13 protein-coding genes, 4 tRNA genes and 1 rRNA gene are annotated in these 22,158 nt (G+C 49.3%); 8 read left to right on the top strand and 10 right to left on the bottom strand.

All coding sequences use genetic code 11. The features are described from left to right. Positions 1 to 51: 51 nt before the first annotated feature. Complete coding sequence (locus AC27N8_RS21865; protein WP_487069517.1) at positions 52 to 3,003, bottom strand: xyloglucanase; 2,952 nt, start codon at positions 3,001 to 3,003, stop codon at positions 52 to 54. A gap of 363 nt (positions 3,004 to 3,366) precedes the next feature. Here AC27N8_RS21865 and AC27N8_RS21860 point away from each other — a divergent pair, with 363 nt between their 5' ends. From AC27N8_RS21860 to AC27N8_RS21845, 4 genes are all read left to right on the top strand, one after another. Next, a complete protein-coding gene (locus tag AC27N8_RS21860; protein WP_487069516.1) occupies positions 3,367 to 3,894 on the top strand; it encodes a hypothetical protein in 528 nt (175 codons plus the stop codon). A 19-nt stretch (positions 3,895 to 3,913) separates the two neighbouring features. After that, the gene (locus tag AC27N8_RS21855) at positions 3,914 to 4,501 is read left to right on the top strand and encodes an iron reductase (protein ID WP_487069515.1); all 588 of its coding nucleotides are present in this window, start codon (positions 3,914 to 3,916) and stop codon (positions 4,499 to 4,501) included. 118 nt (positions 4,502 to 4,619) lie between these two features. Further along, positions 4,620 to 5,294 (top strand): response regulator transcription factor, encoded by a 675-nt coding sequence (locus tag AC27N8_RS21850; protein ID WP_487069514.1) that lies wholly within the window; start codon positions 4,620 to 4,622, stop codon positions 5,292 to 5,294. 33 nt (positions 5,295 to 5,327) lie between these two features. Further along, positions 5,328 to 6,725 carry a sensor histidine kinase gene (locus tag AC27N8_RS21845; RefSeq protein WP_487069513.1) on the top strand — a complete coding sequence of 466 codons (1,398 nt, stop codon included), beginning with the start codon at positions 5,328 to 5,330 and terminating at the stop codon, positions 6,723 to 6,725. Between the two features lie 77 nt (positions 6,726 to 6,802). On the opposite strand, the gene AC27N8_RS21840 is transcribed toward AC27N8_RS21845, so the two are convergent. The 3 genes from AC27N8_RS21840 to rrf form a co-directional block, all read right to left on the bottom strand. Continuing rightward, positions 6,803 to 11,368 carry a GAP1-N2 domain-containing protein gene (locus AC27N8_RS21840; RefSeq protein WP_487069512.1) on the bottom strand — a complete coding sequence of 1,522 codons (4,566 nt, stop codon included), beginning with the start codon at positions 11,366 to 11,368 and terminating at the stop codon, positions 6,803 to 6,805. A gap of 494 nt (positions 11,369 to 11,862) precedes the next feature. Beyond that, positions 11,863 to 11,937, bottom strand: a tRNA-Gly gene (locus AC27N8_RS21835). Between the two features lie 26 nt (positions 11,938 to 11,963). Next, positions 11,964 to 12,080, bottom strand: a 5S ribosomal RNA gene (gene rrf, locus AC27N8_RS21830). A gap of 238 nt (positions 12,081 to 12,318) precedes the next feature. Here rrf and AC27N8_RS21825 point away from each other — a divergent pair. The 4 genes from AC27N8_RS21825 to larC all read left to right on the top strand — a co-directional run bounded on the left by AC27N8_RS21825 (position 12,319) and on the right by larC (position 14,551). Beyond that, positions 12,319 to 12,390, top strand: a tRNA-Lys gene (locus tag AC27N8_RS21825). Positions 12,391 to 12,829: 439 nt separating this feature from the next. Continuing rightward, on the top strand, positions 12,830 to 13,228 hold the full coding sequence (locus AC27N8_RS21820) for a response regulator (protein WP_487069511.1): 399 nt from the start codon (positions 12,830 to 12,832) through the stop codon (positions 13,226 to 13,228). Between the two features lie 165 nt (positions 13,229 to 13,393). Beyond that, positions 13,394 to 13,648, top strand: coding sequence for a YtxH domain-containing protein (locus tag AC27N8_RS21815; RefSeq protein WP_487069510.1), 255 nt, complete (start codon positions 13,394 to 13,396; stop codon positions 13,646 to 13,648). 144 nt (positions 13,649 to 13,792) lie between these two features. Further along, entirely contained in the window at positions 13,793 to 14,551 is a 759-nt protein-coding gene (gene larC, locus AC27N8_RS21810) for a nickel pincer cofactor biosynthesis protein LarC (RefSeq protein WP_487069509.1), read from the top strand. A gap of 272 nt (positions 14,552 to 14,823) precedes the next feature. On the opposite strand, the gene AC27N8_RS21805 is transcribed toward larC, so the two are convergent. The 6 genes from AC27N8_RS21805 to AC27N8_RS21780 form a co-directional block, all read right to left on the bottom strand. Beyond that, positions 14,824 to 15,486, bottom strand: a complete 663-nt coding sequence (locus AC27N8_RS21805; RefSeq protein ID WP_487069508.1) for a DUF4870 domain-containing protein — start codon at positions 15,484 to 15,486, stop codon at positions 14,824 to 14,826. Positions 15,487 to 15,824: 338 nt separating this feature from the next. Beyond that, the gene (gene lon / locus AC27N8_RS21800; RefSeq protein WP_487069507.1) at positions 15,825 to 18,428 is read right to left on the bottom strand and encodes an endopeptidase La; all 2,604 of its coding nucleotides are present in this window, start codon (positions 18,426 to 18,428) and stop codon (positions 15,825 to 15,827) included. A 71-nt stretch (positions 18,429 to 18,499) separates the two neighbouring features. Next, on the bottom strand, positions 18,500 to 19,831 hold the full coding sequence (clpX, locus tag AC27N8_RS21795; protein ID WP_487069506.1) for an ATP-dependent Clp protease ATP-binding subunit ClpX: 1,332 nt from the start codon (positions 19,829 to 19,831) through the stop codon (positions 18,500 to 18,502). A gap of 49 nt (positions 19,832 to 19,880) precedes the next feature. Then, positions 19,881 to 21,323: a trigger factor gene (gene tig / locus AC27N8_RS21790; RefSeq protein WP_487069505.1), complete on the bottom strand. Its 1,443-nt coding sequence runs from the start codon at positions 21,321 to 21,323 to the stop codon at positions 19,881 to 19,883. A gap of 345 nt (positions 21,324 to 21,668) precedes the next feature. After that, positions 21,669 to 21,743, bottom strand: a tRNA-Gly gene (locus AC27N8_RS21785). 46 nt (positions 21,744 to 21,789) lie between these two features. Continuing rightward, positions 21,790 to 21,872, bottom strand: a tRNA-Leu gene (locus AC27N8_RS21780). Positions 21,873 to 22,158 lie beyond the last annotated feature (286 nt).

Below are 22,158 nucleotides of genomic sequence, written 5' to 3'. Positions count from 1 at the left end.
TGGCCAGCGACTCCGCTCCTCTGCATTGCTTGTATCAATTGAGAATGACGTTTAAAAGTGGCCGCTTGACGTGTTAGTCTTGCCTCCACTGGTAGTAGTGATCGACCACAAGTCGCCGATAGTCGCATGTACAGTTCCGCTGCCGCCGAACTGGGCGTCGGCGATCAGGTTTGAGCCTGGTGGTAGGGTTTGACCGGAATTTAAGGTAAAGGTGTAGACAATGGTGCTGCCATTATCCACATGGGTTGAGGTGATGCCACCGAACGTGGTAAACATACTGCTATAGGTGATGCCAGCTGTCTTTTGGACGGTAATCGTGATGGTCATGGCTGTAATTGAGGATGTATTACTAAACTTGACCTGCTCCTCATTGAACCATTGACTTGAGCTTACCACTACACCTGTGCTTGTAACTCCGTTGCCGCTTGTGGCTGTGGGAGTCGCCGATATTTGTGTGGGAGTAGGCGTAGGAGTCGTCACAGGCGTAGGTGTTGGCGTGGCAGGCCTGGATGTCGGTGTGGCTGTGACTCCTACCGTTGGCGTGCCTGTGGTGGTGACGGTCGGCGTTGCTTGCGTGCCTGCTATGTCGCCATAGATGATGCCCAGGCCGTTAGTACCAAAGTAGACACGTCCATAGATGCGCGGATCACCTGTGATACAGCAGGTACTGCCGTACTGGTGCTGGCTATCGTTGATCTGTACCCAGGTGCTACCGGCGTCGTCGGAGCGGAATATGCCATGGACTCCACCGATGATGCCGATGACATAGAGCGCATGATAGCTCTGTCCGGGAGCAGCCATACCGAAGCCGATCGAGTCGGCGGACGTCACGCTTGACAGCTTTGTGAAGGTTTTGCCACTATCGGTTGAGTGCCAGATGCCGTAGGCGTTGCCAGTGCTACCGCCAGCGATCCAGATATCGCCTTCGTGTCCGGGGACCGCTTTCACATCGACTGGATCGCCGGCTTGAGGAAGTCCTGTGGCAGTAGATGCGGTAAAGGTCTTGCCTCCGTCGGCGCTGGACCAGAACTTACCTTGTCCATAGCCGTAGAACTTCTTTGGATTCACTCTATCAGAGGCGACGACGGAATTTTGCGGGATGCTGGCTGAGGTCGTCCAGGTATTGCCATTGTCGGTTGAGTAGGATATTTGAGCGTTTTTTGGTGCCCATAGGACACTACTGGCGTCCGCTGCTGCTGCAATGGTGCCTCCGTTGCTGGATACGCCAGAGATATCTTTATTTCCTGCGAACCAGGTTGCACCTCCATCATAGCTGAAGGCGGTGCTGGTGGTCGCAGGACTGGCACTGGGATCACCATATCCGGCGCGAACCATAAAGTTTGGATTCAGTTCAGCATAATCGATTGATGCGTACGAGCCTGCGTAAGGGATCGAGTACATAGCGGCTGGTGACTTGGTGAGGTCGTTGTGACGCCAACCGCTCACGTCGCCGACGGTGCTGTACAGATGGGCATTGGCTGGTGGACTGACCAGGTCGCTCACGGCTTCTTCTTCGATGCCCATGGCTGTACTCTTGATCGCGACTTGCCCACCTGTATCCCAGGCCGTCAGATTATTTGTCCCATAGAGTGTCGCGCCTGTTCCATACATCATGCGATCCGAATTGAACGGATCGATGTTCATCCCCTCGATCATCCAGCCGAGCTTGACGGCCGGGACGGGATCAACTGGATTTGTGTTGCCGAAGTTGAGCCACGGGGCATTTGAGACGTCAATGGTGTAGTGCAGGGTACGGCTGGGATAGCTGGAAAATTCCCAGATCGTTTTCCAGGTTGCGCCGCCGTCAGTACTGCGATACAGTTGTGCATCGGGCCACCACGAGTTCACCGTGGCGACGACGAGCGTTCCTGGATGGAGTGTATCAACTCCAAGCCCTCCATATCCAAAATAGTCGTTGGAAGCGTCGGAACCAGGCACAGGACTGATCTTTGTCCAGGTTGATGTGCTCGGAACAAATTTCCAGACATCACCATGTCCGCCGTTATATGGGCCATCCCAGTCGCTGTAGGTCACATATAAGGTGCCATTGGAGTCCAGTTTCCCTTGATGTGGCAGATAACCAGTTGTGGCATTACTCCCTGTATCCCAGGTAGCACCACCAGCGCATGTCACCGTTGTCCCGCTCACGCTACATGTCGGTTCGCCGGGGATTGCGGACCAGGTTGCCCCACCATTCGTGCTGCGATAAATATTGTTTGCCCCGCTTGCGTTATCGCCGACGCCAACATAAATAGTCTGTGTTGTTTTTCCGGCTGAGCCAGTGGAGGGATCAAAGGTCTCCCAGACGACTCCCAGCGGATCGCCTTGATAGGCATCACCAGCTTTTTCGACGAATGGACCTGTATCGGGGAAGTTTGTGACCTTGTTCCAGGTGACACCATAGTCGGTGCTTTTCCACAGACCATTGCCGCTGCGTGCGCCAAAATAGATGATGGCATCGTTATTGGGATCAATGGCCAGACGCTCGCCCATGCCACGTCCAGGCATATTGCCGCCAAGCTTAAAGGGAAGAGCCGTCTGTTGGAAGGTTTTACCTTGATCGGTCGAGCGTAGGATCACGCCATTCATACTTGTCCACGCGTTTGTGTAGGTTCCTGCTGCGATGTACAGGCGATTGGGATCAACCGGGTCGGTGGCGATGCTCTCCACGCCTGTCATGTTCCATTGATCGGGACTGACCCAGTTGAGTAGCTGTGTCCAGGTGCTGGTTGTGGGATTCCAGCGATAGGCGCCACCGATATCGGTTTTGGCGTAGATTAAATCCTTCTGCTTCTGGTTGAAGATAATATCGTCAACAAAGCCTCCGCCTCCGCCAGTGACAACGTTCTGCCAGCTATAAGGCTGGGTTGCGGCTGCCGCTGCGTTTGCTACGTAGGATGGGTGGATGAATACAGGTGCGGTCGTCATGACTATAATCGCGAGTGATACCGCGAAGAGTAACCATCTTTGTCGCCGATTGGGATGAGGTAACTTTTCTATCATAGGAAAGCTCTCCTTTTATAGACATAGATTTCATTGAGTCTTTGCATGAAACGGACGCCTCAGACAAGCAACACACTCTTCTCTGGATGTTCACTTGTTTCGAGCTTCATAGCACTATTTGCACCTACATCATACATGGGAACGTTCCCAATGATCAATGGAATCCATCTCTCTGAACAAAAACTGAAGAAAGGTCATATCGGCCTTTTTCTTGCTGCTCCGATCATTGGAATTTCTCATAAACTTCCAATGTTTCTGCAATGAAGTGGTGCTATCTTTATTGATGTCGGGGGTAAACCTCTACGCGAAACCGATATATGAGAAAAAAAGCCTTATGATCCATAAATAAGAGGAGCATGTTATATGAGTTACTCTGATCCAGCTGATCAATATAAAAAATCTCGCCCCCCACAAAAACTGAGACCAATAGTCTTGCCCAATGAACCATATAAGCAGCGTCCTGTACCATCTGCATCTGTGCAACGGCAGCCATCCTCGGCCTCTAGAATACCGGGATTGCCCGCACAAAATGTCCCAGACAAACGGCCAGCCCAAAAGGCACCGCCGCGTATGCCTAAAGCAAAAGCGTTAACGCTGATTGCGCGTCTGAAGAAAGGTGTTGTGGCAGCTTCATTTCTCTCTTTTGGCACCATGGGTATTGTCATCATGAGGCATGCTCCCACAACGACGGCTCAATCTACAAATAAAGTAACGATACCGGTAGCGACGAGTATTGCGACTCCGACAGTGACCAGCGGATCAACACCGACCGCAGCGGCGACAAGCACTCCAACTCCGACACCGACGGCTACCAGTACACCGTTGAGCGGCTATGGCTTTGGATCAGGTAACTCCTCGCAGTCACCTGTCACGAGCACTCAAAGTTCTTAATAGAGAGAGTGTGATAATAATGAATGTATGGTATTCGATTGTCTGGGATACTGCACGAGCGAGCGGTCTGACAGCTTATCTGCTTGGTACGCTAGGGGTAATTGTGGGTTTGACGCTCAGCCTCAAGTGGCAATCCCCCAGATGGTGGCCACGCTTGATCAATAACGAAATGCATAACTTCCTCAGTCTGCTCTCGATCATCTTCGTCGTCATCCACGTCCTGAGCGTCTGGATAGATCCTTTTACGCGCTTTGGCTGGGCTGCGATCTTCATCCCCTTTGCCTCGAGCTATCGTCCGCTGGGTATGGCGTTGGGCATTGTTGGATTGTATCTGGGGCTGGCTATTAGTGCCAGTGTCTGGCTGCGTCCCAAAATTGGCTATCTTGGATGGCGTCGTATTCACTACTTTACCTTGCTCGTCTATGCCTTTATTCTGATCCATGTGATACTCACTGGAACTGATGCTCATACAGCCTGGGTTGTTGCACTGTACGTGGGTGGCACAGCGATTGTAGCCATCTTACTGCTGGTAAGAATCATTACAGCAGTGCGTGCGCGTAATCGTGTGCTTCAGCCAGCACCTGTCTTGAAGCAAGGGAGAGGATAAATCTCTCCCATAGGAACTTTGTCAGTCGTATACAAAATAGCGGATGATCATTTTTGTGCTGATTTGAGCTATCATAGTAGGAGCAGAATGTTTGTTAGTACGATAAAAGGAAGCGAGTATGCATATCCTGGTAGTTGAGGATGAGCAACGCCTGGCATTTTTGTTGCGGCGAGTTTTACTGGAGGAGCGTCACATGGTTGACCTGGCGTATGATGGCAAAGCCGGTCTGGATCTTGCGCTCAGTGATACCTACGATACAGTGATTCTTGATGTGATGCTTCCGTTGCTCGATGGCATTGAGGTATGTCGGCAGATGCGTCAAGCGAGTGTGGTGTCGCCCGTGCTGATGCTCACCGCTCGCAGCGCCGTCGAGGATCGTGTGACAGGTCTCAAAGTTGGAGCGGATGATTATCTGATCAAGCCCTTTGCGATGGAGGAACTGCTGGCACGTATTGAAGCTCTGCTCCGTCGTCGTGACCGCCGCTTTGACGAACGGCGTCAACTCATTGTTGGCGATTTATCGCTTGACCTGGATCGGCATGAGGCCTCTCGTGCCGGAAAGCTTATCGAGTTAACCGCAAAAGAATTTGCCCTGCTCGAATATCTGATGCGTCATCCGGGGCGCGTGCTTACGCGTACGCAGATTGTGGATGCTGTCTGGCGCTATGACATTGATGCGCTTTCGAATGTCGTGGATATCTATATCCACTATCTGCGCGACAAGATCGATCAAGGTTTCTCGCCGCGCTTGATCAAAACGGTACGCAGTGTCGGCTACAAGATTGAAGCATAACTATATGAAATCTAGGCACAGAGGAAGAGCTGTATGAACAAAATGCGAGCTATCTGGTGGCCTTTTCAGCGTCGGAAGAGCCTTCTCGCTCGTGAGCCAGGGGCGGCATTGTTCCAGGGATTGCGTATCCGCTTAACCCTCTGGTACTGTGGAGTCCTGGGAGCCGCTTTGCTGTTTTTCGGTGTGACTCTCTATTTTTTTGCGCAACATTATATTCTTATACCTGCACAGAACGAGGTATCCATGCGTGCGCATGAGCAGGCCAAACAATGGCAATCCTCCTCGTATACCAGCTGTTATCAGGATGAAGGCAATCCCCAGGGTCCTCCGGAGGCTAATGGTGGTGGCTACACAATGAAAAATAATATGATGATGGCGTGCTTTGATCCATATGGCGCTGTCATGCGTCAGGGATTGGATGCATCTATTCCAGAAGTCTTTCTTAAATCTGATCTGGTGCAGAAGGCTCTTCAACAGGGTATGGCTACCGATTGTGTCAACGAGGGAAGCACTGTGGGGACGCTATATCTCTACGCCTTAGTCGTACAAAATCCCCAGGGACACGGGATTAAGGGTGTCGTGTTGGTTGGTGAGAATGTTCAGAGCCAACAGGATGAGATATCTCTGTTATTGACCCTTTTGCTCTCGGTGGGCGGAGCCACCTTGCTTATTTCTGCTTTGGGAGGCTTATTTCTGGCCAATCGTGCTCTGGCGCCAGCGCGTCTGGCCTGGGTCAACCAGCAGCGCTTTATTGGTGATGCCTCTCATGAGCTTCGCACTCCGTTGACGCTGCTGCGTGCCGATGCGGAGGTGCTGTTGCGTGGTCGTGCACATATGGATGTTGAAGATGCTTTTCTCCTGGAGGACATCGTTGCCGAAGCGAATCATATGACGACCATCGCGAGCAACTTGTTGACGCTTGCTCGCCTGGATAGCACAATGGATACTCATCAGGAGCACGAAGTTATCAACCTGGCAGAGGTCGCTCGTGCTGGTGTTCGCAGAGTACAGGCTCTGGCCGATGAGGCGTCGGTCTCTATACAGATGAATATCGAGCATGACGCATCGATCATTGGCGATCCCAAGCTACTGGATCAGGCGGTCTTAGTCTTGCTCGACAACGCGATCAAATATAATCGGCCTGATGGTTCTGTCATGGTGCGTACGGCGATAGAAGCAGGACAAGCTATCCTGGAGGTGCGTGACACCGGTATCGGTATCGCTTCTGAGCACCTGCCGTATCTGGGAGAACGTTTCTATCGTGTGGATAAGGCTCGGTCACGCGAGGCGGGAGGAACAGGATTAGGGCTCTCGATTGCGCGTGGGATCGCTATCTCTCATGGGGGATCACTTACTGTCACCAGTGTTCCGCAACAATCAACGACCGTGGTCCTTAAACTGCCTCTGGCCAAAAGAAATCCTGAGCAGTAATGTCATGCGCACCTGGTAGCTTGCTCACGATACGCTTCCTGGCTGAGGAGAGCGGTTGGTAAGCAATCAAGCATTGCTTACCAACCAAATTCAATTTTTATCTGGTCTTTATGCAGCTTTTTGCGCTCTTCTAACCAGCTATCCAGATCCTGGTGCTCCTTGAGCAGACGTTCAGCGAAGCGTTCGCGGCGTCGAAAGATCCTGAGGGCCTGCTTAATATCGGTCTCTGAAAATCCGTGTTTTTCGACGATCTCCTGATATTTCTCTGGTTGATACTGGCTAAATTGTTCCAGTATTCGTGGTTCCAGCGAAAACTCCTCGATACTGCACTGGCCTTGCTTGATCCTTACTTCGATGCCGGAATTAATGAAGACGTTATCGACGAGGTCGTCAAGTGATTTTTGGCGCAAGAATTGATCAGTTTGGTGCTGCCAATCCTGCCAATCTTTTTTGCTTTTCTTATAGTAAATCTTATCTTTGCTGTTCCAGGGAGCATTCTTGATTTTTGTGTCGATGGTACTCAGTTGAAAGTCAATATAGAGCTTCTTCAATGCGTTGACTTTGTTCAGCTGCTCAAGCATGATGGATTTTGCCTGTACCGTTCCGATACTTGTGCGTGGATTAGTTTCTGTCACTGCTTGCTCAAATCCTCTGCTGGCTTCTCCGTTGAGAGGGGTCGCTCGATTCGAGAGGATGATTGAGTCCCGTGAAGGACGTAGTGGACGGGTGGCCTTCGCATTTTGTTCAGGTCTAGTGATCCTTGGTTGATTAAGCAGGCTTTGCTTAATCTCCGTTGGATATTTGATCAGATTTTTATAAACCGATTGCTGGATCTCTTGATGGGCTTGCCTTAACGCGGCATGGTCCTGTAGAGCGTGGCTACTTACGACATCTCCTGCCAGCAGAGCAATCTCTCTTTCCTGCTGATTGATATGTGTGCCTGGATATTGCACTTCTTTGAGCACATTTTGATACGTTTGCGTAATCATAACGACATCGCCGGATTTAAGCGCCTGCTTGAACCGCTTCAAAATCGTGGTCGTATTGAGTGCCTGTTGCCTCTGTACGAAGCTATCCCACTGTTCGCGTAGCATGGGATACCATAGCTCTGTCTGCCTGGAGATTATATTATACGCATCCTGATCTGTATCTGCGACCAACTGCTGCAAAAAGCGATCCAAAAAGGCTTCATTATGAGGTGGTAGCAACTCTTGAGCCTGTTCGAGCGCGATTTTTATATAGGGCATCAGGTAGGTCAATTGGCGCTGTTGCTGATAATATTTATTGATATAAGGGACGATATTGAGCAAAAAGCCAGTGTTGATATCCTCTTCGGCCTTATCCTGTGTGATGCCCGTTAAAATCTGACCTAAATTATCAAGCAAGCGTGTCAGGTCCATCTCGCTGGAGACGTGCGGTAGCAGTATGGGAACGATGAGTTCGGTTAAGCGGATGCGTGTCTCACTCTGAAGTGCGATCAGATGTTGTAGATGGGTATAGGCTTGTCGTGTCCACTGTTTACCTGTGAGAGGCTCCAGGACAAGCTCTCCGACATATAGCCAGGCATCCACATAGCGAGCCAGATTATCCGTCAACGCGAGCTCGACATTCTGATTTCTTGTTTGTAGGTGACGTAAGAAGGTCTGCGTAATTGGCTTGCTCAAGCGTCTGGCATCAAAATCGGAGAGATACACCTCGATTAACGGCGTGAATGCTTCGGGCCAATCTGGCTGCTGGATCATCTCCAGGCAGTCATTTTCAAGGAATGCTGCGATCTCTTCCGATGATAATTGCGCCAGCTGCAAGAGCTCCTGTACAATTTCGGGTTGCTGGCGACCTGCCAGCAATAGGCTACCCAGGAGCTGAGATTTATGGGGATCGGCGATCTCTATCAAATAGTGAAAGAATTGTACCGCGATCTGCGCTGTATCAGCGTTCTCGACATAGCTCTGAAGGACTGCCTCAAATATATTCCATGCCTGACTACTCGCCAGCAATTGCTTGAGTTGTGATGCTTCCATCGTTACTGGCGTGATTAAGATATTCTCGACTGCGATTGTATGCCAGAATGCTGGGAGATTCTCGTTCGTGATCAAGCGTCCAATGGTGCCCCAGGAGACGGCGAGCCAGGGATAGATGGAGCTATGTGTATGGATAGCTTCTACTTGTGCCCATGCTTCCAACAATGTCCGATGGATCTCCCACGAATAAATCTCATCAACCGTGGTGATATGGATCGTCTGAGTTAGGTATTCAAGCAAGCCACCGTTTGTATCGATCCACACGATCTCTTGATAGGGCTGTGGAACGGTGTGAACAAGGACACGCAATAAAAGAAAGAGGTTATTTCTGGCATCTTGTGGATTCTGATCCTCGGTCAGATCGAGCATTGCATTGATCTGGCTGTATGTGAGAGGCAGAATGGATTCAAAAATAAAGTCTGCAACGTTCTGAGCTACCTCGCTATCGGGATAGGTCTCAGCACACTGGCGGATAATCAGCGAATTTTCTGATCCCTGACGCTGCCACCACTGTTCATAGGTAAGAGTAAAAATATAAGGCCAGAGGTGTCCCCACAGATTGAGCCAGACTTTGCAGGCTCCGATCTGCGTTGCTGTGAGCGCTACCAATGTCGAGAGCATCTCGTTCCAGATCGACCAGACTGGCCAGTTAGGAGACGATTGCATGCCTCTTTGTGTATCTTCTTGCTGGATCAGCGTGACAATATTTTTAACCAGCAAGTCTCCTATTTGATAGAGACTCTCCGCGATAATCTCGTTTTGCTTCCCCAGCATGTTGAGTTCTTCTGCTTTTGGCTTCCCGTAGGCATTCCACCATTCCCAGTAAAGAGGATTATAGGTTGTGGTCACCATTTTTTGAAATAGATAAAGCCAGGCATTGGGCTCTTCTCTGGGAGAGGCAACTTTTGTGAGTTTATCCTGCCAATCGTCGATGGCCCAACGATCGTTGTTCTGGATGGCTTCGTGGATTTTGTCGGCGATATTTTTGCCAAAAGGGGTAAGAGCCGTGGTGGGATTGTGGTTTGTTTGTAGTTGCAGCGTTTGATGGATAATGGAGAAGATGTTTTCTCCCTTAACCTGCCACCAGCGCTGAAATACAGGCTGGTTCAGATCTTCGGCGCTGAAGCCTCTGATCAGAGCGAGCCAGACAGGAGCACATTGACGCAGCGGCGCTGTCAGGTCGAGCATATCCATCCAGAAATACATCGAGTCTGTATGGTTGGTGCTGATCGCTTCATTGACTTGCAGAGCGACCAGTGTTCCCAGGTTTGTCACCACTTCCTGTAGCGTATCGATCACTTGCTGGATATTTAATGGCAGTGGATAATTATCATACTTTTCAAGGCACGCAAAAAAGGCTGCCAGTTCATGCCGACAGGTATATTCCCACCAGCTCCGATTTTTCGCAATCCAATGCATGATGGAACGCTGGACATTATTACGTCTGAGCCTGTTGAGATCAGCTAATAGCATCTTCTCTTCGTCTACGATATTATCCAGGCGCAGCTTAACTATCTGTATCAGCTCCTGGACATCGTTCTGCGAGAGCGTCTCCTGATGCGATATGTAGATGCGCATGAAGTGATCCAGATCACGACACTGCTCTGCCTCAGCCTGCCTGAGCAGCTCTGCGAGCTCTCTATAGCTATGATCGTTCTCGTCGAGCAGGCAATCGGTGGCGAAGAGGACAAAACGAGAGATGACGTTTTCCGGCATCAGTGGCGTGGAGCGGCCTGTATAACAATTGAGCGCGTAGCCATGCACTCCTTGATCCTGATAATAAGAAATTGGGAGCTCGCTGGATTGATCGGCGGGCCAGCATGTACCGGTGATGGTTGGATAGTATCTGCCGTCCCTTTTATAACCATAGAGAGGAACGGTACGCTCTCCTGCAATGCGCTCGTACGTACTGAACGTCATCTCCTTGAAGATATCAAGCGTCCGCGGCAGGCTATGTGCCAGCCCCCAGATGAGTCGGGCAACAATCTCTGGATCGGCGGCAATATAGATACGCTGTTCAGGCTGGCGCATGAGGAAAGCCCGCAATATAAACTCTAGCTGCTCTCGTGGCAATTGCATGAGATCATCGCGGCTGAGAGATCCATTGCGCATCCTATCGCAATCATTGCTGAGCGTGTCAGGTTCTTGCAGCGAGGGGAAGAGGACATATGGTAGCTGTTGCTGCTGAGGTTCAAGCTCATCTGAGGTTTTCCAGTAGCCAGCCTCCCAGAAAGTAATCGCCTCACGAGCCGTAAATGGTTGTGAGCCTCCCAGGGTGGAAATGGCTGGTAGATCAGCGATGAGGTGAGTGAAGAAGGCGCCCGGCCTGCTCTCACCAGCAGGTTCGACATAGTTTTTATGGACGAGAATATATTCCTGCCCGGCTTTCACATACGCGAGAGAGACCGGTGCCTTCTGGGAGGGAAGGGTCGATGAGTCTTTGATGTTCTGTGGAAGCATGTATGTGACATGTTGGAGGAGCTCTTGCATGCGATCACTTTGTCTGTTGACCGCATTCTGATCCTCTAGCAGGCCGGGGGAAGCAGCACGAACCTGAAAACCCGGATTCCCGGTGCCCCAGGTCGACCAGGTATACCAGAGCTGCTCGCTCCCAGTCTTCATGGTACTATCCACCTTTATCTCATTGAGATTGTCATAGGATTTATAATCTTTTTTCATAATTTACACATCGTCATGAGTAGATTTCTGTGGTGCTGTAGACGCAGAATCTATGGAAGTGGATCTGGACAGCGGCCTGGTTCCTTGCATGTTTGGATATATGTAGCACGATCTATACACGTTCTTGGTTCCAGAGAAATGGACAAGAACTATGGCCGTAGATAGTCTATAAATCTGGATCAAGTATAATATAGATAAAAGTATATTACAAGCTGATATATAGAAATATCAGTTGCCTTCTCACACAGAATGAATTATCCAGGTGAATTATAAGGAGGTATGACACATCTTGACGTATAAGCCAGAATGGCGAAACAGGTAATCAGGACCTATACCCACAAGTCCTGTTATTGAGAGGTGGGCCAGACTGAGGAGCACGTATATCTACTATGCTGCGTTAACGCATAAAAAAAGACGCTGTTCTGATAGACAGCGTCTGGAGCGGGAGACGGGATTCGAACCCGCGACATCTTCCTTGGCAAGGAAGTGCTCTACCACTGAGCCACTCCCGCAGAAGCGTTGCCTATGTGGGCAGGCGAAACGGCGATGTCTTATTTTCCCACGCAGTTGCCCACGTAGTATCATCAGGGCTGAAGAGCTTAACTACCGTGTTCGGGATGGGAACGGGTGTGGCCTCAACGCTAGAATCACCGGTTCGCCTGCACATACAGGCGCTTTGCTTTAACGTGGCTTATCATAGCACTCTCGAATAAACTTGTCAATATGATTTTTAGCGGAATTTATTTAGATACAAAATATTCGATAAAAAAAGTAAAAAGAGATGTCCGTTATGATACATTTTGTGGGAACGGGCCAGGAAAGCCAAAATTCAGCCCTAACCCCCTTGCGTTCACTCTACGAACCATGTATAATAGGCAACGTTAAACACATACGAGCGTGTAACTCAGTGGTAGAGTATCCGACTTTTAATCGGGTTGCCGTGGGTTCGAGCCCCACCACGCTCACCTTGATTGCTACACTGGCTTTCGACCTGTTATCGTGTCACTTCAAGTGCAGGTCGGTACTTGTGCCTTCGTCACAAGTGCTATGAAGTTCAGATGTAGCTTTTTTTATACCTCAGGAGGAAATCCTGCATCTTTGCAGGTGGGTACCCATCTATTATTTGCATCAGAATAGGCACTGTCGACGTTCTTTATGTAGGGTTCGCGGTGGAATTTAGGTGCTAGTTTTTCTACTGCTACAGTCTTTGTGCGATCTAGGTAAAATATGCTATTGTTCTTGTTTTGACAACCTGTAGCGTGATACACTTATTCGTAAGGTTTAATAATGAGATGCTGTTGCGTAATCCAGGCGACATGGGCGGGGCTACGTAACATAATGTGGCAGTAATAACAGGAGGCGGTGCCACCGGGCAGTTGCGCGGATATGTGGTACCGATTGCATGTGACAAAACGCATACTTGTTGTCGATGATAGAAATGAGCTGCTTCATCTGATGCGTCGTGTACTGGAAGATGAGCAGTATCAGGTTTCGATTTTGCAAGAGGGAAAAGATGCTTTCATGACCGTGAAGAGTATGGTCCCTGACTTGCTGATTCTTGATCTGAAACTAGGGGATATGTCGGGGCTAGATGTGCTCAAGCTGATAAAAGATGACTCTACCACTGCTGATATTCCTGTGATTGTATATACTGCTGCGGTTCTTGAGGCTGAAGAAGTGTCTCGCTCTATCGAGAGCCGTCCAGATTTTTATAACGATGTCCACTTATTACGTAAACCTTTTGAGCTCACAGCCCTGCTGGATAAAGTAGAGGAATTGTTGGCACATTCGGGTCATGCATAAAACTGATCTTCTATATGATACGTATGTTTTAAGAGAGCTATTTTTAATCCTTCTCAATGCACTATCTGCCATATCAAAGCATTGATACGTGTATCTTGAGAGGGGCAATTATTGTTAGTTGTTTTTTTATTCGGTATACTATAAAAAAGAGAGAGGTATCGCGTTATGAAGTTCTTTGTAGGCTTATTCCTGGGTTTCGCGCTGGGAATTGGAGCGGGTTTACTATTGGCTCCCCAGTCGGGTGAAGCGACACGTGCTCAACTGAGCGAGCAGGGTATTCAGCTTCCGACAGGCTCCTTCAATGATGATATTCGGGCTCGTGCACAAGAGGCTCTGGTTCAGGGCCGAGAGCTCTATTCTCGCACGAAAACAGAACTAAATGGTCGTTATACACGAGCAAAAAGTGGTGGCGAGCTTTAAGCGGAGCAACATTATTCCATTCCAATAGCGTGGTGACCTGTTACTCAGTTCTGAGTATCAGGTCTTTTTTTATTCATAGATAGCCTTTTATCATGTTTGTGCCTCTGTAGATGGCGCAGGAGAAAAGAGAAAAGTGGGCGTAGCATGTCGGACAAAATAGCGTATCTGGATTGTCATTCTGGCGTAAGTGGTGATATGTTGCTTGGAGCTTTTCTCGACGCGGGATTCTCCTTTGAACGTCTACAAGCAGATCTGCGAGCTTTGCCTGTTGAAGGATACGAGCTCAAACTTTCGGCTTATCAGGATCAGGGTATTACCGGATCTCGTTTCGAGGTCATCTTGACCGAGCAGGATCAGCCTGCACGCAGTTTGACGGATATCACTATCTTGATTGCCTCTTCCCAACTCTCCTCCTCTGTAAAGGAGAGAGCCAGTGCTATTTTTCATACACTGGGCGAGGCTGAGGCCGCTGTCCATGGCGTAACTCTGGATGAAATTCATTTCCACGAAGTGGGAGCTATCGATGCTATTGTAGACATTGTTGGCAATGTGATCGCTATTGAAGCTCTGGGTATTACCCACCTATATGCCTCTCCCCTGCCCTTGACGCGTGGACATCTGCGTATGGCCCATGGATTGATGCCAGTGCCAGCGCCTGCAACTCTGGAGATTCTCAGCTCAGTTAAAGCCCCCTGGGTACCAGCTCCCGTTGAGGGAGAACTGGTCACGCCGACAGGAGCCGCTATTCTTGCCACGCTGGCTCGTTTTGAGACGCCGGCCATTGCTATCGAACGTGTGGGGTATGGCTTTGGACAGAAGCGGCTCATCTGGCCGAACTGCCTGCGTGCCTGTCTGGGAGAAACATATGGATTGCCTTCTCACACTCATGAGCATCACCCATAAGAGGTCGAGCGCAGCGAAGACCGTGTAGCGTCGCACGCTCGCGTGCGATGTCCCAGTGACTCGTACGATCCGGCAAGCTAGTGTGGTGTGGTGTGGCTAAATTCTGCAGTTTCGTGCGTCGAGTGGAACATTGTGCCCAAGGGCGCAACGCTACGGTGTCCTCGCTTCGCTCGACACTGGTCATGGGGACGCTGCATGCATAAAGCTATCTCTATGGATGCAGGCTTATCATGTGGGCTGTAAGCTGCATCCATAGAGATGTATTTTGAAGCCTAGTAGGGAGTGGTTGTGGTCGTTGTGCCTTGATTGGCATATTTCTCTGCCAGGTCTCCGATGTAAGGCAACTTAAAGTATTTACCCTGAAATCCGTTAACGAGGCAAATGACCCAGCCAACAAAAAAGGCCAATCCTACCAATCCTGATACGCAAGCGATCGCTCCATACGCGTTAGGAACCGTCGCTTCTGCTACTTGGAAAACGATGTTTACTACTGTGTAAGCGCCTGTATAAAGGATAGATTGCATCGCATTGAAGCGTACCAGGCGGTTCTGTTTCTCCATCAAGAAGATGATCAGCCCTGAGATCCATCCAAATAGGTAGCTTAGTCCGCTGGCAAGTTTAGGATCGAGGTTCATGGTTGAACCAGGAGTTCCACCACCAACATTGAATTGGTTGTTATAGGGATTCTGCTGTCCGTACGGAGGCTGACCGTAACCTGGTTGCTGATAACCTCCTGGCTGTTGGTAGCCACCTGGTTGCTGATAACCCCCGGGATTGGCACCAGGATTTGCGCGTTCCGTTGGCTGATAGCCGCCTTCCTGGCCTTGACCATATTGTTGACCAGCATAAGGATCAGTTGGCTGAGGCTGCTGGTTTGGATTGTATCCACCATATTGTCCCGAACCTGGATATTGATTTGGATCTTGATTGCTCATAATACCACCCTCTCTCAATTGAGATATGATTCTTACGTTATGAATACTACTTGTTTGATCTTCTCTCTTGTTAAACGCTTGCCAGTAGTATCTTTTGCTTATTAATCTGGCACTGATAAGCGCATAGCTCTGCTCTATACACGTTTATCTATAGGTGCCTGGTTGCTACTTCTTTCGAAGGCTCCATTCTGAACAATAGATGAATATGGATAATATCAAGCCACTGCGCAAGTGTTTTTACTTGAAAGATCATTTCTGTCGCATATGAAGAGGGGGAATAATTTCCCAACCTCTTCAAAATAAATGCTTTCAGTAATAGTAACGAAGCAGAAAGCCATTTATCCAATGCTTTTATCGTCGCGCTTGCTATGCGCGGAGGAATAGAAGTTGTGCAGTGATTTTTCCTGTGACGGTACGATGAATGTTGATGGTTCTATTGTATCTGAATCTTCTGGATTTTTTTCGTCGCTGGCAGGCGGTTTTGTTCCTGAAAGATGGTCTGGTAGAGCCGCTGCACGCTCCTCTTGTCGGGTGCCATGCGTGTTCTGGCGCGGGTTTTCATTCTCGTTGGGAGTTTCGAGCAGAGCCGTCTCAATTACCTGATCCATATTATCGACCTGAATAAAATTGATCTGTTGACGAATCTTGGCTGGAATCTCCTGTAAATCTTTTTGATTGGCGGCTGGAATGATAATCGTGCGAATATTGGCTTGTTGCGCGGCTAATACCTTCTCTTTAAGTCCACCGATAGCCAGCACACTACCCAGGAGAGTGACTTCACCTGTCATGGCCAGATCGTTGCGAACAGGTCGATGGGTAAGAGCCGAGACAATCGCGGTCGCGATTGTAATGCCCGCCGATGGACCATCTTTAGGAATGGCATTTTCTGGTAGGTGGATGTGTAGATCTACATTGTCCTGAAAGCTGGAATCTATCTGTAATTCATCAGCACGTGTACGAATGTAGGAGAGAGCCGCCATTGCCGATTCGCGCATTACATCACCTAATTGACCAGTCACCATCAACTCACCTTTTCCCACCATTGTCACGACCTCAACGGGCAAGAGAATGCCGCCCATTTCGGTCCAGGCCAATCCCATCGCAGCCCCGATCTGAGTGCGCATCAAAGGAGGTGAATTACTGTAGCGTGGTGCGCCCAAATACTGCTCTAGATTATGGGCGGTGATGCGTATGTGCGTATTAGGTTTTTCAAGCACACGTCGTGCTGCTTTGCGGCAAATGTTAGCTATCTGGCGTTCGAGATTACGTACACCGGCTTCGCGTGTGTACTCGGTGACAATATGCTGCATCACGCCGGGTGGGATACGTAACTGTTCCTGAGTGAGCCCGTGTTCATGTAACACCTTGGGCATCAAATGTCTCAGTCCGATATTGACCTTTTCTTCCTGCATGTAGCCTGGGAGCTCGATGATGTCCATGCGATCGGCCAGCGGACGCGGGATCTGATATTTAATGTTGCCCGTGCAGATGAAAAACACTTCTGAAAGATCAAAAGGCATTTCGAGATAGTGATCGGTAAAAGAACTATTTTGTTCAGGATCAAGTACTTCAAGCAGGGCTGCCGCAGGATCGCCACGATATTCGGATGAGAGCTTGTCGATCTCATCTAATAAGAAGACCGGATTACGCACACCGACCGTCTTCATGCTCTGGATAATGCGTCCTGGCAGCGCACCGACGTAAGTACGGCGATGACCACGGATTTCAGCCTCATCGTGGACGCCTCCCAGCGAGATGCGTGCAAATTTGCGGTTCAACGCTTTGGCAATTGATTGCCCCAGAGAAGTTTTTCCGACGCCGGGAGGTCCAATCAAGCAAAGAATCTGACCCTGGTTGATGTTCTTATGATTTCCTGTCCGTTTGGCTGCCTGAATGCGTAACTGGCGTACTGCCAGGAACTCCAGAATACGCTCTTTGATACCTTCAAGCCCATAGTGATCCTCATCCAGGATCTGACGTGCCCTTTCAATATCAAAGGCATCCTCACTGTGCTCATTCCAGGGGAGAGCCAGTACCCAATCGATATAGGAGCGCATCACTGTTAGTTCTGCTGATTGTGCTGGTGTGCGTTCCAGGCGATCGATCTCTTTGCGTATCCTGAGCGCGATATCCGGAGGGAGCTGCTTTTCAGCTAACTTGGAGCGTAAATCATCCGCCTCTGAGGAAGTCTCCATCCCCAGTTCTTCCTGGATGGCACGCAGCTGTTCGCGCAGATAAAATTCTTTTTGCGAGCGATCAACCTGTGAGCGCACACGACTGCGGATGGTCGATTCTAGCTCCAGGATTTCAATCTCATTGCCCATAATCACGCAGATCTTTTCCAGACGCGCCATCGGGTCGAGGGTTTCTAATAGATCTTGCTGTTGCGCCATATCCGTAACGACATGGGCAGCCAGCGTATCCGATAGCAGTGGAGGCGTTTTGAGGGCGATGATGGAGTTGATATCTTCAACCGAGAAGCGTCGGTTGAGTTGTGCGAAACGCTCAAACAAGCTTGTTGTATGTCGTACGAGCGCGTCGGCTTGTGGTCCGGTGGTTTGGGATTCTATCAGGCCAGTCACGTGAACACGAATAAATGGATCAAAGTCCACGAACTCATCAATTGTGACGCGCTGGATGCCTCGGATGAGTACCTGCATGCTGCCATCTTGCTGGCGATGCGTGGTCACAATCTCGATCAGTGTGGCCGCCTCATAGAGATCTTTCGGCTGCGGATCATCGATTTCGATGCTGCGTTGCGTGACAGCGACCAGGATGTGCTTGGGAGACATCATGGCTTCTTCGATAGCACGGATGGTTTTCTCACGAGCGATGGGAAGAGCTTGACGGTTGTGAGGAAACGCAACGATGCTTTTTAACGCCACAAGAGGATACTCGTCGTTTAAATCTTGTACCACATCAGGGCGTTCTTGCTCACTCATTGGTTTCCACCTATCTTCTAACTGATCAACCACAGAGATGATTTTACTCTACAAGCGCAGATGAGTCTGCATTAAGCAGACTCATCTTCAGAATAGGCCGTATTTCTTTCGCCGCGGGTTACCAGAAGCGGCTTGTGATGCGAGCTGATTACATCTCCATTAATAACAACTTTTTTGACATCGGCACGAGAAGGTATCTCATACATAATATCCAGCAAGACTTCTTCAATGATTGTGCGCAGGCCGCGAGCTCCAGTTTTCTGCTTGAGTGCTCTCTCGGCGGCGGCCTCTAAAGCATCGGTACTAAAAACCAGCTCGACACGATCGAGTTGCAGGAACTTCTGATACTGTTTGACGATAGCGTTTTTGGGTTCCGTCAAGATACGAATCAGAGCTTCTTTATCCAGACTATCCAGAGCGACCTCAACGGGTAAGCGTCCAACGAATTCAGGAATCAGGCCATATTTGAGCAGATCATCAGGGATAAGTTGTGTCAGGACAGTCTCAGTGCTGGCCTTCTCATCAACTTTCTCCACTTTCTCTTTCTTCTCTTTGCTATCCTTCTTCTCTTTTTCGTCTTTGGCTGCTGTGCGGAAGCCCATCGATTTGTTGCTGCCCAAACGTTGCTCGACGATCTTTTCCAGACCCTCAAAGGCGCCGCCACAGATAAAGAGGATATTTGCGGTGTTGATCTGGATGAAGTCCTGATGAGGATGTTTACGTCCACCTTGTGGGGGAACATTTGCCACAGTGCCCTCAATGATCTTCAAGAGCGCCTGCTGTACACCTTCGCCGGATACATCGCGTGTAATCGAAGGATTATCCGACTTACGTGAGATTTTGTCAATCTCGTCGATATAGACAATGCCACGTTCTGCCCGAGCCACATCGAAATCGGCCATCTGGATCAAACGGAGCAGAATGTTTTCTACATCTTCACCGACATAGCCAGCCTCAGTCAGGGCTGTGGCGTCAGCGATACAGAAGGGAACATCCAGCACCTTGGCCAGTGTCTGGGCCAGGAGTGTCTTACCACTACCCGTAGGGCCAATCATCAAAATATTGCTTTTACCCAGCTCGACATCATCGACCTGCATTCCCACGCCCACGCGCTTATAGTGGTTGTAGACCGCTACAGCTAATGACTTCTTCGCGCGTTCCTGTCCGATGACATACTGACTGAGTTGTTCGTATATCTTTTTCGGAGTGGGGAGCTTGCCGGTCTGAAGGCGTGGTTTGGCAACTGTGGCCTGCTCTTCTTCGATGATTTCTCGACAGAGGTCGATACACTCATCGCAGATGTAGACGCCGCCAGGGCCAGCGATTAAACGCTGGACTTGATCCTGGCTTTTGCCACAAAAAGAGCATCGGTATGTCGTACGCATATTCTTAGAGTTTGCCACGTCGGTCACCTTTCCTGCATGTACAACACTGCACCCAATGGTTGCACTTCTACTCTACTGTCTCGGCTGTTTGGTCGTCAGGTAGAGGTGTTGCGGTTGCAGATACCTCGGCCTCATTTTCAACTAACTCGGTTTCAGCGGCAAGGACAGCAGCCTCGGCATTTGCGATGGCTACTTCTTCGTCGACTACCTCATCAATTGTATCATCTTCTGCATCGGGATCGGGATCAGTCGTTAACTCAACCAGGCGGGCGAGGGTTTTCTCGCGTTGATAGCTGGCCATCAGAGCACGAATCTGCTCTTCTGTTTGAGGAAGTGCCTGTCCCATCTGCTCGTACGCGTTAAAGAGCGCTTCAATCTCTTCAGGTCCAACAGCTATCTGCTCGGCCTGTGCGAGTTGCGTTAGCACCAGCTGGCGTTTGACACGCTCTTCGGCCTCTGGATGAAGCTCCTCATGATACTGCTCATGAGTTTTATTGGTCATCTTCAGATACTGCTCTAAGTTGAGGTGCTGCTGTTCAAGCATATGGCCCATTTGATGTTCCATCTCATGAACTTCTTCCTCAATCAGGAGCGGATGAATGGTGAACTCGGTCTGCTCGATCACCGCTTTGAGGGCTGTATCGCGTAGCTCTTCGACGATCTTGCGCTTCTTCTCCGCCAGGATATTATCACCGATGGCTTTGCGTACCTCTTCGATCGTATCAAACTGATCATCACTCACTTTTTTCGCGAAATCATCATCTAAAGCGGGAAGTGGTCTGGCTTCTACTGATAGGACTTTAACCTCGTAGTTCGCTTCTTTACCGGCGAGCTTCTCGTTGCTATAATCTTCAGGAATAGTGGTGGTGAATGATTTGCTTTCGCCAGCTGTTAAGCCGAGAACCTGCTCATCCAGACCGGTAAACAAGCCCTTGCGATCGTCTGTAATCTCGAACGTATTGTCCTTCAGATCAGAGATCTGCTGCTCACCCGAAGTCAATTTGAGATCGGCTTTAATGCGATCTCCGTACTCGATCGGGCGCTCAACTGTTACCCATTCAGCGATCTGTTTCTGGACTTTCTCCAGCTCCTCTTCAACCTCTTCCGAAGAGACGGTTGCCTCTTCACGGTCGAAATGGAGAGACTTGTAATCAGGTAACGTCACAGGTGTCACCACCGGGACAGTGAGACTGAAATGATAATCTTGATTCATCTCAAAGACAGGGGCATCCAATTTAGGCTGTGAGATGGGGGTGAGATCATTTTCTTGCAGAGCATTCCGATAAGCCTCTGAGATCAGTTCATCCAGGCCCTCTTGATAGATATATTCTTTTCCCACGCGGCGTTCCAGGATAGCGCGAGGTGCCTTCCCACGGCGGAAGCCCTGTATATCTACTTCTTTGACTAATTTACGGTATGCCTTATCGGAAGCTTTTTGCATTTCATCCCAGGTGACATCTACACTCAGGATGGCTTCACTCGTTGGCAACTTTTCTACAGAGACCTTCACGTTTCCTCCAACAGGTTGTTTTTTTATTGTATGTGTAATACCGTTAACGACATTACAGACATCTTTTGCGAAGCTGCATTTCTCTTTTATCCAGAACTCTTCGTTGTCGGAAGCATTCTCTCATCTATCTGAACCAAAGAAATTGCAGGATTGAGAAATAAGACTGCGGGAAGCGCGGGAGGCAACCACTATCCATAGACCACCCCACAGCAGAAGTTTGCATATACCACAATGACCAACATATCTGTATACATTACAAACGCGTTGCGAGCTACGTCTGATGCAGGTTGCTGATTGCGCTTACCTTAGAGAACCCTCTTACGAGTGCTCTGCGTCTAGATAAGTTGGAGCGGGAGACGGGATTCGAACCCGCGACATCTTCCTTGGCAAGGAAGTGCTCTACCACTGAGCCACTCCCGCATAACTGCGTATCTTATTCGTACCTTATTATAATACATCTGGTAAGTGGGCGGTAAGAGACTCGAACTCTTACGGTTCATCACCAACAGATCCTAAGTCTGCCCTGTCTACCAATTTCAGCAACCGCCCTTAATCCTTACAAATAGGAGGCACTAGTCCTCACTTGTGGATAATACATCAGTAGCTCACTGGATGTCAAGATAATTTACTCTCTAATCCTTTTAACTCACCGTTATTTCTTATCTTTGCCGCTCCTTCCCGTTAGCGGATAATGCTTCAATCCTGACTCTCTTTATGTAGAGCTAAAACGTGCCATTCCCGATAGGAGATCAGATGCAGAAAAGTAAAGAATTTGGATAAAATTTTGTAATCAGACGTTTTTGCCGTCACATACATAGGAGCTTTTTTGGAGCTC

The organism is Dictyobacter sp. Z7_2 (assembly GCF_057551105.1).
Note: the sequence above shows the minus strand (reverse complement) of the source record. Positions and strands in the feature narration are given on the sequence as shown.

Bases quoted from the DNA above. Each gene is read 5' to 3' on its own strand.
- AC27N8_RS21865 (WP_487069517.1), bottom strand. From the start codon at position 3,003: ATGATAGAAAAGTTACCTCATCCCAATCGGCGACAAAGATGGTTACTC.
- AC27N8_RS21860 (WP_487069516.1), top strand. From the start codon at position 3,367: ATGAGTTACTCTGATCCAGCTGATCAATATAAAAAATCTCGCCCCCCA.
- AC27N8_RS21855 (WP_487069515.1), top strand. From the start codon at position 3,914: ATGAATGTATGGTATTCGATTGTCTGGGATACTGCACGAGCGAGCGGT.
- AC27N8_RS21850 (WP_487069514.1), top strand. From the start codon at position 4,620: ATGCATATCCTGGTAGTTGAGGATGAGCAACGCCTGGCATTTTTGTTG.
- AC27N8_RS21845 (WP_487069513.1), top strand. From the start codon at position 5,328: ATGAACAAAATGCGAGCTATCTGGTGGCCTTTTCAGCGTCGGAAGAGC.
- AC27N8_RS21840 (WP_487069512.1), bottom strand. From the start codon at position 11,368: ATGAAGACTGGGAGCGAGCAGCTCTGGTATACCTGGTCGACCTGGGGC.
- AC27N8_RS21815 (WP_487069510.1), top strand. From the start codon at position 13,394: ATGAAGTTCTTTGTAGGCTTATTCCTGGGTTTCGCGCTGGGAATTGGA.
- larC (WP_487069509.1), top strand. From the start codon at position 13,793: ATGTCGGACAAAATAGCGTATCTGGATTGTCATTCTGGCGTAAGTGGT.
- AC27N8_RS21805 (WP_487069508.1), bottom strand. From the start codon at position 15,486: ATGAGCAATCAAGATCCAAATCAATATCCAGGTTCGGGACAATATGGT.
- lon (WP_487069507.1), bottom strand. From the start codon at position 18,428: ATGAGTGAGCAAGAACGCCCTGATGTGGTACAAGATTTAAACGACGAG.